Source organism: Psychrobium sp. nBUS_13, assembly GCF_051201665.1.
GTDB lineage: Bacteria > Pseudomonadota > Gammaproteobacteria > Enterobacterales > Psychrobiaceae > Psychrobium.
Genome location: NZ_CP179210.1, coordinates 592,350 through 607,969, shown reverse-complemented (window position 1 = coordinate 607,969; position 15,620 = coordinate 592,350). Strand labels below are relative to the sequence as shown.

8 protein-coding genes are annotated in these 15,620 nt (G+C 40.9%); all 8 read left to right on the top strand.

Annotated features, from left to right (window positions below; translation table 11 throughout):
- Window positions 1-226: 226 nt before the first annotated feature.
- The 8 genes from folE2 to ACMAZF_RS02720 all read left to right on the top strand — a co-directional run bounded on the left by folE2 (window position 227) and on the right by ACMAZF_RS02720 (window position 15,553).
- Window positions 227-1,147 (top strand): GTP cyclohydrolase FolE2, encoded by a 921-nt coding sequence (gene folE2, locus ACMAZF_RS02755; protein ID WP_435275964.1) that lies wholly within the window; start codon window positions 227-229, stop codon window positions 1,145-1,147.
- A gap of 543 nt (window positions 1,148-1,690) precedes the next feature.
- Entirely contained in the window at window positions 1,691-6,145 is a 4,455-nt protein-coding gene (gltB, locus tag ACMAZF_RS02750) for a glutamate synthase large subunit (RefSeq protein WP_435275963.1), read from the top strand.
- A 38-nt stretch (window positions 6,146-6,183) separates the two neighbouring features.
- On the top strand, window positions 6,184-7,590 hold the full coding sequence (locus ACMAZF_RS02745) for an FAD-dependent oxidoreductase (protein ID WP_435277165.1): 1,407 nt from the start codon (window positions 6,184-6,186) through the stop codon (window positions 7,588-7,590).
- A 470-nt stretch (window positions 7,591-8,060) separates the two neighbouring features.
- On the top strand, window positions 8,061-8,774 hold the full coding sequence (gene mtnN, locus ACMAZF_RS02740) for a 5'-methylthioadenosine/S-adenosylhomocysteine nucleosidase (RefSeq protein WP_435275962.1): 714 nt from the start codon (window positions 8,061-8,063) through the stop codon (window positions 8,772-8,774).
- A 176-nt stretch (window positions 8,775-8,950) separates the two neighbouring features.
- A complete protein-coding gene (locus ACMAZF_RS02735) occupies window positions 8,951-10,585 on the top strand; it encodes an IS1634 family transposase (protein ID WP_435275961.1) in 1,635 nt (544 codons plus the stop codon).
- 11 nt (window positions 10,586-10,596) lie between these two features.
- Window positions 10,597-11,520, top strand: coding sequence for a cobalamin biosynthesis protein CobD/CbiB (locus ACMAZF_RS02730; RefSeq protein WP_435275960.1), 924 nt, complete (start codon window positions 10,597-10,599; stop codon window positions 11,518-11,520).
- 32 nt (window positions 11,521-11,552) lie between these two features.
- Window positions 11,553-12,179, top strand: a complete 627-nt coding sequence (locus ACMAZF_RS02725) for an alpha/beta fold hydrolase (protein WP_435275959.1) — start codon at window positions 11,553-11,555, stop codon at window positions 12,177-12,179.
- Between the two features lie 395 nt (window positions 12,180-12,574).
- Window positions 12,575-15,553 (top strand): TonB-dependent receptor, encoded by a 2,979-nt coding sequence (locus tag ACMAZF_RS02720; RefSeq protein WP_435275958.1) that lies wholly within the window; start codon window positions 12,575-12,577, stop codon window positions 15,551-15,553.
- Window positions 15,554-15,620 lie beyond the last annotated feature (67 nt).

Genomic DNA, 15,620 nt, shown 5'->3' with positions numbered 1-15,620 from the left:
AAAATGTGCAGTAGGTATAGATTAGATAAAAATAGTTGTCATTCTACTTTACGCAACATAGAAGAAACCAATAATTGCGTGCTACAATGCCTGCCCTATTTCTCAGAGCGCTGATTTTAAGAGAATCATTTTATGCTCAAATAGAAATTTACTATTGGTTTTCAATAAGTTTAACCACTTTTTATGACGACCTTTTATTAGATAAATCTGATGGAGTTATATTTTAATGCCCCACCAAATGCCAGATATTGCCAGCAATTCACCTGCTCAAACCGAAGGCAACATAAATTGGGTTGGAATGAGTGAGATCGAAATGCCGATCCTACTTGATTCACAAGACGAATCACCACAACGCGTTAGCGCGAAAGTGGAAGCATTTGTCAATGTGATAGTTCCGTCAGCCAAGGGCATTCACATGTCTCGTTTGTTTTTACGACTTGATGAATTATCAACTGAAGAATCATTATCTCCAGTAACCATTAGCCAAGCACTAAACGATTTTGTTGCGTCCCATGATGACATCAGTGATCAAGCACAAATATCTTTTAAATTTGATTACCACCTGAGACGCGCTTCATTATTAAGCGGCAAGAAAGGTTGGAAAGCTTACCCAACAACAATTACCGCGACAAAGTCACCATCAGGCATTGTATTAGATCTTGGTATTGAAGTTCCTTACTCATCAACATGTCCTTGCTCGGCAGCCTTATCTCGTCAATTAATTCAACAAGCATTCGTTGATAAATTTTCAGATGACCAGTTAGATAAAGCACAAGTTGTTGAATGGTTAGGAAGTACTGAGGGTATTGTTGCAACGCCTCATAGCCAACGAAGCGTTGCACAAATCAAAGTGCGCTTGGCAGAGACGGTAAGTGATTATCCAATAAAACAGTTAGTAGACTTAATTGAACATTCAGTTCAAACACCAGTACAAGCTGCAGTAAAACGTGAAGATGAGCAAGAATTTGCCCGCCTTAACGCAAGTAACTTGATGTTTTGTGAAGATGCTGTGCGCCGAGTAACTCACGCGTTACTGAGTCAAACACATCAAGATTATTGGGTACGTATCAATCATTATGAATCTTTACACGCGCACGACGCTGTTGCCGTTGCTGTAAAAGGGATTGATGGCGGATTCACCGCTTAGTTTATACCGAATAAGTGACTTAAAGCCGCATTAGCGGCTTTTTTTGTGTCTATCTCCTCCATTAAACATCAGATCTAAAACTTCCAGTAAATGACATTAATTATCAAACATCACAAAAACTGATGGTTATAGGAATTTTTATTCAGTTAATTACGACTATTTATTTAAACTATCGTTTAAATAAATTAAAGAAAACGCTTAAGTGGCAATTACATATATTTAACATTACGCCAACGTAAGCCAAATTATGTAATTAAATTACAAATTTTAACTACATTAGACTTTAGTTTACGCCAACGTAAACTCACTGTTAATGATAACTAATATCATTAACAAATCAAATTCAATCAAATAAAAACAACAACTTAACAACAAGGTCATGACTAGTTATACTTTAGACTTTTCGCAGATTGACTTTGGTAATATTTCACGATAGTTTACAAATCAATTGTAAATTTATTAGCTACCCTCAGCAGTATCCCAAAGACCCCTGCTTGCATAACATTTGCATAAACAGTTTTAAATTTTGTAGAGATGACAATTATGGCATTAACCAATCCTGCGTTTGAAAAAGACAATTGTGGCTTTGGGCTTATCGCCCAAATGGATGGGCAACCAAGCCACAAGATTATTCGCACAGCTATTGAAGCACTAGATCGCATGCAACATCGCGGTGGCATTTCGTCTGACGGTATAACTGGCGACGGTTGTGGTTTATTGATGCAAGCGCCTGAAGCCTTGTTTAACGCCGTAGCGAAAGAAAAAAATTGGTCACTGAGTAAAAAGTATTCTGTTGGCATGTGTTTTTTAAGTACCGACCCGCTATTGGCGCAACACAGCCGTGAAGTTCTTAAAGAAGAACTTGAAAAGGAAACCATGTCCGTTGTTGGCTGGCGTGAAGTACCCATTAACAAAGACATCCTTGGTCCAATTGCATTAGCTGAGCTACCTGTCATAGAACAAGTATTTGTAAATGCTCCAGCAGGCTGGGTTAGCCGCGATATTGAACGCCGCTTGTATATGGCTCGTCGCCGCGCAGAAAAGCGTTTAGCAAACGATGACACATTCTACATTGCCAGCTTGTCGTCGATGGTTACTATTTACAAAGGTCTTGTAAAGCCTGTTGATTTACCAAATTTCTATTTAGATCTGGCAGACTTGCGTACACAGAGTTCTATTTGTTTGTTTCACCAGCGTTTCTCAACGAATACCTCGCCGAAGTGGCCACTGGCACAACCATTTAGATTCTTAGCACACAATGGTGAAATCAATACGATCACAGGTAATCGACAGTGGGCTAAAGCCCGCTCTTACAAATTTCAAAGTCCTTTGTTACCAGATTTACAAGATGCGGCTCCCTTTGTCAGTGAGAGCGGTTCGGATTCATCATCATTAGATAATATGCTGGAATTGTTGTTAATGGGCGGCATGGATTTGTATCGCTCAATGCGAATGCTTATTCCACCGGCATGGCAATCAAATCCAATCATGGATGATGACCTACGTGCATTTTACGACTTTAACTCGATGCATATGGAACCGTGGGACGGTCCTGCTGGTGTTGTTATGACCAACGGTCGTCATGCTGCCTGTGCAGTTGATCGTAATGGCTTACGTCCAGCGCGCTATGTCGTCACTAAAGATCGTATTCTGACATTAGCTTCAGAAGTCGGCATATGGGACTATCAACCAGATGAAGTTGCTGAAAAAGGCCGTGTCGGCCCAGGTGAATTGCTCGTATTAGATACTTATTCTGGCAAATTAACGCCAACATTTGACATCGATAACGAACTAAAAAACCGTCACCCTTATAAGAAATGGCTTGCGAATAACTCACGCCGTCTTGTGCCTTTTGACAAACGTGAAGAATCTAATTCAGGTCATCGTAGTCTCGATGATGAGCAACTGGCGGTTTATCTCAAGCAATTTAACTATTCAAAAGAAGAGATCCACGACGTGATAAACGTCATGGCAGGCTGCGGCCAAGAAGTCACTGCATCAATGGGCGATGACGCTCCAATGGCTGTGTTATCACAAAAACAGCGTAGTGTTTTTGATTATTTTCGCCAAGAATTTGCTCAGGTAACTAACCCACCGATCGATCCATTGCGCGAAGTACATACTATGTCACTTGCAACGTGTATTGGTAGTGAACAAAACTTGTTTAAAGAAACACTAGGTCATGCAGATCGCATCTTATTCGACTCGCCCGTATTAGTTTATAGTGATTTAGAACAGCTCAAAGCACTCGATGAAACGCACTATAAAACTGTCGAACTATCAATGAACTACACCGAGGAACTCACACTTGAACAAGCTATTGTTACCCTGTGTGACAAAGCCCAACAAGCTTCTCAAGATGGCGCTGTAATCATCCTGCTAAGTGATCGAGATATAACAAAAGACAGTTTACCAATTCCAGCTGCTATGGCGGCAGGAGCTGTACAACAGCGCCTTGTTGACAACAATTTACGTTGTGACACCAATCTAGTGGTTGAGTCAGGTGCTGTGCGCGATCCACACCATTTCGCCGTACTATTCGGATTTGGCGTTACAGCGGTGTATCCATACTTAGCTTACGAATCAATTCTTGAGCAAATTGAACACGGTAAGATCACTCATTCACCAAAAGAAGCAGTGATTAACTATCGTAAAGGCATTAACAAAGGCTTGATGAAAATCATGTCGAAAATGGGTATTTCAACCATTGCTAGTTACCGTTGCTCTCAATTATTTGAAGCCATTGGCTTTGCCGATGACGTGGCTGACTTATGTTTTAACGGCGTAACAAACCGTATCAAGGGTGCTGATTTTAGCGATTTTGAACTCGATCAAGCGATTTTACGTGACAAAGCATATCGCAAGCGTCAGCAAATTGAGCATGGCGGATTATTGAAGTTTGATTTCCGTGGTGAGTACCATTGTTATAACCCTGATGTTGTTCAATTATTACAAAAATCAGTTAAGTCGGGTGAATACAGTGATTATCAAGCATTCGCCAAAGCGGTAAATGAACGCCCAGTGGCAACAATTCGCGATCTCTTTAAATTAGATACTACGCAGCAAGCCATTGATATTGATGATGTTGAGCCAGCACATGATCTCTTCCCACGCTTTGATAGTGCAGCTATGTCGATTGGTGCGTTAAGCCCAGAAGCTCATGAAGCCCTTGCTGTTGCGATGAATCGTTTAGGTGGTCAATCCAACTCTGGTGAAGGTGGTGAAGATCCTGCACGTTTTGGTAACGAGCGTAACTCGAAAATCAAACAAGTCGCTTCTGGTCGCTTTGGTGTGACAGCACACTACTTGATGAACGCCGAAGTTATTCAGATAAAAGTTGCCCAAGGTGCTAAACCCGGTGAAGGTGGTCAACTACCTGGTGACAAAGTGTCTGCTGAAATAGCAGGGCTACGTTATTCAACACCAGGCGTCACATTAATATCACCACCGCCACATCACGATATTTATTCGATTGAAGATTTAGCACAGCTTATTTTCGATTTAAAACAAATCAATTCAACGGCGCTGATTTCAGTAAAACTTGTGTCAGAGCCAGGTATCGGCACTATTGCTACTGGTGTAGCTAAAGCCTACGCCGATTTGATTACGGTATCAGGCTATGACGGCGGTACAGGTGCTAGCCCATTAACATCAGTTAAATACGCTGGTAGCCCTTGGGAGCTGGGCCTTGCTGAAGTACAACAAGCCTTAGTTGAAAATGGACTACGTCACAAAGTACGTTTACAAGTCGATGGCGGCCTTAAAACCGGTTTAGACGTTGTTAAAGGCGCCATTCTAGGGGCAGAAAGCTTTGGCTTTGGTACGGCGCCAATGGTTGCTTTAGGGTGTAAATATCTGCGTATTTGTCACCTAAATAACTGTGCAACAGGTGTAGCAACGCAAAATAAAGAATTACGTGACAAGCACTTTAGAGGTCTACCAGAAATGGTTGCCAACTACTTTGAGTGTTTAGCACAAGATATTAGAGAACTCCTTGCTGGTTTAGGTATCAATAAGCTAACTGACTTAATTGGTCGTACGGACTTATTACACGTGATTGAAGGTCAAACAGCACGCCAAGCTAAGCTTGATTTGTCGGATATTCTATATCGACCTATCGCTAAAGAAGGCTGTGCGATTTCTTGGACGGATAAAAACCCTGCCTATGACGATGGTGAAATGAATAAGAAGTTAGCAGCATTGACTAACAAGGCCATTGAACAAAAGCAAGGTGGCAATTTCAATCTGAAAGTTCGAAATACCGATCGCTCAGTGGGCGCAACCATTAGTGGTCTTATCGCTCAGCATCATGGTAATCAAGGCATGAGCGACTCACCGATTAACATTAATTTTGTCGGCACTGCCGGCCAAAGTTTTGGTGTATGGAATGCTGGCGGGTTGAACATGACGGTTGTCGGTGACGCTAATGATTATGTGGGTAAAGGCATGACAGGTGGTCGATTGATTGTTAAGCCACCGCAAGGAATGGCTTTTGAAACACAAGATGCCAGTATTATCGGTAACACGTGTTTGTACGGTGCGACAGGCGGCGAATTATATGCAGCGGGTCAAGCGGGTGAACGTTTTGGTGTGCGTAACTCTGGCGCTGTGACCGTTGTTGAAGGCATGGGGGACAACGGTTGTGAATATATGACTGGTGGCGTGGTGGTATCACTAGGCGAGACTGGTGTTAACTTTGCTGCGGGCATGACTGGCGGTTTCGCTTACTTGCTTGATGAAGATTCAAACATCGATAAGCGTATGAACCATGAATGTGCGCAATCAATGCCAATTGAGCTCCCAGCTTATCAAATTCATTTAAAATCGTTGATCCAAGCACACTTTGATGCCACTGGTAGTGAGCGTGCTAGAACGATTTTAGATAATTTTGACCATTGGTTACCAAAGTTCTTATTAGTGAAGCCAACGGCAGCAGATATTAAAACCATGCTACCAAACGCAACTAATGTATTAAAACTAGCCGTGAATGCAGGATAATCGCCATGTCAAAAGTAACTAAAGTAATATCAAACGTGGTGCCGAACGACTTTCAATACATGGATGTCGGTCGAAATGATCCGCAAAAGAAACCCATTGAACAACGTAAAGAACAGTTTATCGAAATTTATAACTTGTTTGACCAACCGCAAATAGAAGAACAAGCGGATCGTTGTCTTGATTGTGGTAACCCATATTGTCAGTGGAAATGTCCATTACATAACTATATTCCTGATTGGCTAGAGCTCGCAAAGCAAGGCCGTATTATGGAAGCCGCCGATCTATGTCATCAAACAAATACGCTGCCTGAGGTTTGTGGTCGCGTTTGTCCGCAAGATCGTTTATGTGAAGGTTCATGTACCATTAATGACGAATTTGGCGCCGTAACTATAGGTAATGTTGAAAAATACATTACCGATACTGCGCTAGCTCAAGGCTGGAAACCCGATCTAAGTGCAGTTGCCAATACAGGTAAGAAAGTTGCCGTTATTGGCGCTGGCCCCGCGGGTCTTGGCTGTGCAGATATTCTGATCCGTAACGGTGTTACACCCGTGGTATTTGACAAAAACCCAGAAATTGGCGGTCTACTCACATTCGGTATCCCAGCATTTAAACTTGAAAAATCTGTAATGAGTCAACGTCGTGAATATTTCGAGTCACTTGGCGTAGAATTTAAACTTAACACGACCGTGGGTAAAGACATCGATTTTAGTCAGCTGCAGCAAGACTACGATGCCGTATTCTTAGGCATGGGTACTTATACCTATATTAAAGGCGGCTTTGACAACGAAGGCGCCGATGGCGTGCTTGAGGCATTACCTTATTTAATTGGTAACACTAATAACCTGATGGGCTATCAAGATCCTGAAAATCCTTACATCAGCTTAGCGGGTAAGCGTGTTGCAGTGCTTGGCGGTGGTGATACGGCAATGGATTGTGTGAGAACAGCTATTCGTCAAGGCGCTAGCGAAGTACGTTGTGTTTATCGTCGTGACGAAGCCAACATGCCAGGCTCAAAGCGTGAAGTACAAAATGCGAAAGAAGAAGGCGTTGAGTTTCTATACAACAGACAACCTTTAGATGTCGTCGCGCAAGATGGCAAAGTTGTTGGTATACAGTTGGTTGAAACAGCAATGGGTGCGCCAGATGAAAATGGCCGTCAACGCGCAGAAGCAGTTACAGGTTCAGAGCACGTGCTAGACGTCGACGTGGTTATCATGGCATTTGGCTTTAAACCAAATCCACAGCCTTGGTTTAAGGATTACAATATTAACGTTGATCAATGGGATCGCGTCATTGCAAACTCATCAAACGTGCCGTTTCAAACGACTAACCCTAAGATCTTCGCTGGCGGTGATATGGTTCGCGGCTCAGATTTGGTGGTTACTGCGATCGCAGAAGGTCGTGATGCGGCAGAAGGTATATTGCAGTACCTAGATGTTTAATAACTAATTTGTAGACAGTCTACGATTACCCAAATTGACTAAAGGCTCTGAATAAGAGTAATACCGCGCTGTAAGGTTATTATTAACCTTACAGCGCGGCTAGTTCCCGTTGTTTAGCGTCTTAAATTAGAAATTGACCAATGCAAAAATCATGGATGATTTTTGAGTATTTTCCGCAGGGATGCGGATCAAATACGATATTGAATAGGCAATTTATCATTTAATAATCAGCGCTAAACCCACGGGTCGCCTTTCTTTTGGTTACTATTTCTTTGGCGAAGCAAAGAAAAGTAACTGGGGTGCTTTCTGCTTATTTTAAGTAAGCAAATGAATTCCATAAGCACACCAAATTATTCCCGCCTATCAAAATTTTCACTTAACTGACAAGCATTACTGAATAAGAGCCTTTTTTATTTTACAACGCCAGCAATTACGTTAAGATCGCTGTTTTTAAAGACATAGAGAACACCATGAAAATTGGAATTATTGGCGCAATGGAGCCAGAAGTAGCAGTACTTCGCAAACAAATTCAAGGCTTAGAAACACAAACAGTAGCCGGTATTGAGTTTTATACGGGTACTATTAATGACGTCGATGTCGTTGTGTCTATGTCTGGTATCGGTAAAGTTGCCGCAGCAGTTTCGAGCACGCTACTTATCGAAAAGTATGCACCAGATTGTATTATCAACACCGGTAGTGCCGGTGGTTTCGACCCAGCACTCAATGTAGGTGACGTGGTTATCGGTAGTGAAGTTCGTCATCACGATGCGGACTTAACCGTATTTGGTTATGAAATTGGCCAGCTTCCTAAAATGCCTGCAGCGTTCAAACCACACCCAGCATTGGCACAAGCGGCTAATGATGCAATGAAGGCATCACAACAAGATGTACAAATTGTTGAAGGGCTTATTGCTACAGGCGATACCTTTATGGCGGATCCAACGCGTGTTGAACAAGTACGCGCTAACTTTCCAAGCATGCAAGCGTGTGAAATGGAAGCCGCAGCCATCGCGCAAACTTGCCATCTGTTTAATGTACCATTTGTTGTCATTCGTTCACTGTCAGACATCGCAGGTAAGCAAAGCGAACTAAGCTTTGACGAATACTTAGTACCAGCAGCGCAGAACTCTGCTGATATGGTCGTTGCCATGTTGCCGCTATGTAATAAGTCAGATTTGAATTAACCTGACTAGATACGGATATGGATTTTCTATCGCAACTATCTGCTAGTAATGTTGAATTGTCAGATTTAACAGACATTGATCAGAGCAAAATCAAAAATTTGGATTTAATTTAACCGATAATTTGTTACTGATTTTTCGGCTATTTGATATAATACCGCCTCAACTTTGAGGTATATATGAATTTAAAAATCAAACGTTTAGATCATCACGGCATAGTCGCAGGTGTAATTGAAGACTTACAAATAGTCCCCTTATTGGATCAATATTTACCTCAGGATGAAAAGCAAGAAATTACACCTGGTGAAGCGGTTAAAGGCATGATTATGAATGGACTTGGTTTTGCAAACCGTCCTTTATCTCTCAGTCCCCAATTTTTTACTAACTTACCGCTTGAGCATTTATTTCGAGAAGGTGTAAAAGCCGAGCACTTTAATCGTCACAAATTAGGCCGCACACTAGACCAGTGTTTTGATTTTGGCTGCGAAAGTCTATTTTCACTGGTGTCTCAGCAAGCTTGCGAGCTAGAAAGTGTAGACAAAAAATTTAACTCACTCGATACAACCAGCCATTCTTTAACGGGAGAATACGCTTTTGACGATGAAGACAGTGATGACAATGTTATTAAAATCACTCATGGTTACAGTAAAGCTCACCGCCCTGATTTAAAGCAAGTGGTACAAGAAATCATTGTCAGTCAAGATGGTGGCGTTCCTCTCGCCTGTAAAAACTGGGATGGCAATAGTGCTGATACCGCTATTTTTAAGGCAAGGAGCAAAGCACTTGTTAGCGAATTCAAAAAAAGCGCAGCGCCTAAATATCTTGTGGCCGACTGTAAGCTTTATCATAAGGCTAATGCCGAATTTTTATCTCTGGTAAAATTTCTCACGCTTATTCCTTCAACGATAGCGCTAGAGAAAGAATTAATCGCAGAATCAATAGCTGACGAACAATGGGTGAAAATAAATGCTAACTATCAATATGTTGTCAAAAAAGTCGAGCATATGGGGATCAAGCAGCGATGGATTGTGATTTACTCAAGTGCCGCTAATCATCGAGCTGCTAAAACGATCACACGGCAAGTTGAACGAGCAAAAGTTAAGGTAGAAAAAGAGCTGTTTCATCTACAAGCGCAACGCTTTGCTTGTAAAACTGATGCGCAACGAGCAGCGGATAAAATAGGAAAAAAACTGAAATATCATCAAATAAGCGACACTCAATATATAGAGCATAAAGTTTATGAAGGTAAAGGCCGCCCGAAAAAGGATGCTGAAGTTAAGCGTATAGAGTGGCAAGTAAACGCTGAAATTGAAGAAAACACGATCGCAATCAAGCAGGCTGTTGAGCAAAAATCTTGCTTCATTCTAGCAACAAATATTGATGAAGAAGAACTTTCACCTGAAGAAATATTAAAACATTACAAGGCGCAATCGGAAGTTGAAAGAGGCTTTAGATTTTTAAAAGATCCCTTGTTTTTTGTCTCTTCGTTATTTATAAAAAAGCCAAGCAGAATCGATGCTCTGTTGATGGTAATGACATTATCATTACTTGTATATTCTATTGCACAACGACGAATGCGAGCGAATATGAAAAAAGTTGAAGCGACAATTCCAAACCAAATAAATCAAGAAACGGCCGCCCCCACATTGCGCTGGGTGTTTCAGTGTTTTGATGGCATCAATTTACTTCAACAAGGTGATGATTATATTTACGATCAAACCTACTTAGATGGCCTGACCGAACTCAGGCAAAAGATAGTAAACCTTATTGGTGGGCATGCCATGCACTTATACAAAATCAAAAAAGTGACCTAGGGGTCTGATCAATGTGTGATTTAACACTACGCCTTCTCGTCGTGTTAATCGTTGTTCTCATTGAACGACGATTTGCGATAGATGCATCCTATCATCCCGGCACGTTATGGCGATTCATTGCGTTAAAGCTTGCTAAAAAAACCGCCAAAAACTCACCAAAACAACAACGCCTCTCTGGCGCTATTAGTACTGTTATGTTGCTGTTTATTGGAATAATCATTGTTTACACCATTTTAGTGTTTGCTATCTATCCTTGGTTCTTCGATGCGATATTTTTACTGCTCGCCATTAATAGTTATTCGATATTACGTCATTGTAAAAGTGTTTACCAAAGCCTTAAGCATAATAAAAAGAACCTTGCTAAAGAGCAGCTGACAAGCCTTTGTGTACGCGACACACAATCGTTATCTACAATGGGTATTGTTAAAGCAACTATAGAAGGCGCAATACAACAATTTTCACTAAATTATTTAATCCCTATCACCCTCTATTTATTAACAGGCTCTATCGGACTAATTGTTTATGGTTTATTAAACGCCCTCGCCCGCTATTGGAACCCTAAGCAGAAAGCTTGGCGTCACTTTGGTAAGTTTCCACAATATTTAATTGGCTTAATAAGCTTGCCATTTCACTGTTTACAGGCGCTTCTCATCGCATTTTTATTTGGTTTTAAGCACCTCTCAATAAAGCGAAACTCTTGGCATAGATTCGGCACTGGTGCTCTACTAACAACGACTGCCAATGCGATGAACCGTGAACTAGGCGGCGCCGTGATGTACGATGGTATAAAAATAAGACGGCCAAAATTAGGGGCTAGCTATCATCCAGATATTGCCGATTTACCTCATTTGTACCGTTTGTTAAAAAAGTTACGTCAATCGATACTGATTGTCGTATTCATCACTTTTCTTTTCTCGATACTGCTTAGCCTCTAATTAATAAGAGCAACTATTTAATAGGAACAACTATGGAATTCATTTTTGACGGCCCAAAAAACGGCCCACTATTTCTATTCGCCCACGGCGCAGGCGCTGATGCAGAGTCAGAGTTCATGACAACTATCGCCGAAGGACTCGCCGAAAAAGGCGTGCGTGTCGCAAGGTTTAATTTCCCCTACATGCAACAACGTTTGATTGACGGAAAACGTCGACCACCTAACAGAGCACCGCAACTCGTCGAGTTTTATAGCGAACTTATCAAAGAATTAAATCAACCGGTCTACATCGGCGGCAAGTCCATGGGCGGACGAATTGCGTCTATGGCAGCAGCACAAGGTGATGAAGAGCTCAACAAACTCATTAAAGGTGTTATCTGTCTAGGTTATCCATTTCATCCAATTGGAAAACCTGAAAAATTAAGAATTGAACACCTCAAAGATATTCAAGCGCCTGTATTTATTGCCCAAGGGACACGAGATAAATTAGGAAGTTACGAAGAAGTTAATAATTATGATCTAAATCAACAAATAGATTTCTTGTGGCTCGAAGATGGCGACCATGATTTTAAACCACGAGTTAAAAGCGGGATAACTCAGAAACAATTGTTTTACAAGCTGCTGGAATCAACCCAGAAAATACTGCTTTACCCCTTATAGTCGAGACATCGTTTGCCACATTGCTCTCTACATTAACATTTATTTAATTTGTATTTTATTGAGTAAATCAGTCGATTTATTCCTTATTATTCTTCATTTTATTAAAAATAAAAGAATTTAAAACCCACCCTAGTCGATAACAATTTATCTTAATAAACAACGAGTAAACCCACATAGAATTAAGAAAAAAACGAAGTTAAAACACTTTAAATACTCCAATTTAACTACTAGAAATAAATTTAACACCATTTTGCACTAGATATATTATCTCTCAACTTCCGTTACAAGCTATTTACAAAGTATCAAAAAATGGTATTTTATACGGCGTTCACTAAATTGTATCCAATTAAGAGATCCAATTAGAAACAATAATAATTAGAGAGAGAGAGAGAATAATGAAAACTAACATGTCTAAGGGCTTTAAACGCTCTTTAACTGCAGTAGCAGTTACCGTTTCGCTAGGCTTAGCTGCCCCAGCAGCAATGGCAGCAAGTAACAACGCAGGTTCTATCTTTGGTAAAACTGAAGCTGGTGCTAAAGTTACTTATAAAAGTAAAAAAACAGGCGTAACTCGTACTGTTTCAGCAAAAGCTGACGGTCGCTTTAGCGTAAGCAGCGTACCAGCAGGCGTTTATTCGGTTACAGATGCAAGTGGCAACACTCGAACTGTTATCGTAAACATCGGGTCAGGTAGTCGCGTAAACTTTGAAAAAGAAGTTGAAAAAATTGAAGTTACTGGTCAAATGTTTAGCACTATTGATACTTCATCATCTGAATCTACGGCAGTTTTTACTGCAGACGATGTATTTGAATTGCCGCTTCCTCGTAACTCAGTTTCTGTTGCACTTCTTACTCCGGGAGCTATCCAAGGTGGTGCTAACTTCGGCCGTAATCTACCTTCATTTGGTGGTTCTTCAATCGGCGAAAATGGTTACTACATCGATGGTATGGACGTAACGAACTTACGTACTTTACTTTCTTTCGCGGACTTACCACAGGATTCAATTGCACAAACGCAAGTTAAATCTGGTGGTTACGGCGTAGAGTTTGGTCGTGCACTTGGTGGTATCATCAACATCGTTACCAAATCTGGTTCAAATGATTGGGACTTTGGTGCAGCAGCATATCTTCGCCCAAGTTCACTTCGTGCAACTGAAAAAAATTCATATAACGCAAATTTGGACAAAATTGGCGCATATAACAGCGATGATGAATTTAGCAGCCTAAAATACAATGTATTTGGCGGCGGTCCTTTAATTGAAGATAAACTATTCTTCTACACTAATATTGAAGGTCAAAAAGTAGAAAGAGATAATTTCTCTCGTACTACTAGTTACGAATACTCTGTTACAACACCAAATTATTTGGCTAAGCTTGATTGGTATGTTACAGAGAACCATCTTTTACGTTTCACTCATATTAATAATGAAACTGAGTACGATCGTCAGAACTATAAAATTAGCGACGCAGACGAATATAAAGGTGTTCACAGCAAAGCGAGTTCGGGCTACGAATACTCTGAAGGCGGTAACATCAATGTATTAACCTATACTGGTTACATCACAGATGACTTCACCCTTAATGCAATGTACGGTCAACTAAAGTACCAATACTTAAAAGTTCCTAACTTACCAGGTGAAGAGTGTGCTTCTGCGTACGATAACCGTGACGGTGATTGGACTCCAATTGGTTGTTGGGATACTGCTAAATTCACAGTAGCTGATACTATTGATGATGAAGATGAGCGTACAAGTTGGAAAATTGACGGTAACTGGGTAATCGGAGATCATACACTAAAATTCGGTTACAACTCTGAGACTTATGATGCTACAGCTCCTGGTCGTAACTACTCTGGTAACATTTATTACCGCTACCTAACGTCTGATGCAGAAATCAATGGTAACGTTGTAAATGGCGTAACGTTGCCACAAGGTCAAGAAGTCGTTAGAACACGTACCTTTAACAGTAAGAGTGCTACATTTACTGTAGAAAATACCGCATGGTTCGTAGAAGATTCATGGCAGGCTACTGATAACTTAATGATTTACGGTGGTCTTCGCGGAGAAACTTTCACAAATAAAGACGGAAACGGTAAAATATTTATTGAATCAGATCAATTAATTGCTCCTCGTGTAGGCTTCTCTTGGGATATGGACGGTGATTCATCTAAGAAACTTTACGGTACATTTGGACAGTACTACATCCCTGTTGCAGCGAACACAAACATTCGTTCAACTCGTGAAGAAGTTAACACTGAAGATTGGTACAAAATTTCTGGCGGTTGGAATGCTGACGGTACGCCAATCGGTGGCCTTGGTGAAAAATTTGGCACTAGTACAAACGATGTTCAAATTGCTAACCCAGCGACAATTGCAGATAAAAATTTGGATCCAATGAGTCAGTTAGAGCTAATCGTTGGTTACCAACAAGAAGTTGGTGATGATTGGACGGCAAGCGTTAAATTCATGGGTCGTTCTATAGTAAATGGTATGGATGATTTCTGTGGACATGACGGTTTCGTAAAATGGGCTGCTGATAACGGCCATGACAACTTCGACCCGCATTCAATGCAAGGTTGTATGATCATCAATCCAGGTAAAGATATTACGCTAGCTATGGATTTGAATGACGATGGAAACCTAACTGACGTAACAACTCCAGCAAGCTACCATGGCTTACCAGAGTACAAGCGTCATTATGTAGGTCTTCAATTTGAAGCAGAAAAAGCATTCTCTGACAAATGGAAAGCTAATTTCTCTTACGTATTATCACGTACATTTGGTAATGCAGAAGGTTACGTAAATACTTCTCTTGCACAAGAAGATGCTGGTGCAACGCAAGATTTCGATCACGCGGCATTCATGCGCGGTGCATACGGCGATTTACCATCAGATCGTAGACATCAGTTCAAAGCATTTGGTTTATATGAAATTAACGAAGAATTAACAGTATCATTCAATACTTCGATTGTTTCAGGTACACCATTAAGTTGTCAGGGTTATGTAAACCTAGACGGAATGCTAACTGGAGACGGTTCAACAGCATACGATTACGGTAACTTCAAACGTTACGGGGCGTCTAGTTTCTACTGCCGTAATGAAAATGGTGACAAAGAGCTTACTAAACGTGGAGACCAAGGCCGTAGCAACTGGGAATTCAATGTTGATATGGGTTTAACCTACTCACCAGAATGGTCTGAGGGTTTAACATTGCAAGCTACAGTAAATAACGTGTTTAACACGCAACGTCCTACTTTCTACGACCAACAGAAAGACAAAGCACAGGATAATGCAGAGTTAAACAAAAACTTCTTATCTCCAACAAGCTATCAAGCTCCACGTCGAGTACAGTTAAGTGCACGATACAAGTTCTAATCTAACTTGAGCAGTATAGTCTAATAAGACGCTATTAAAGGCCAGTTAATTCCTTAACTGGCCTTTT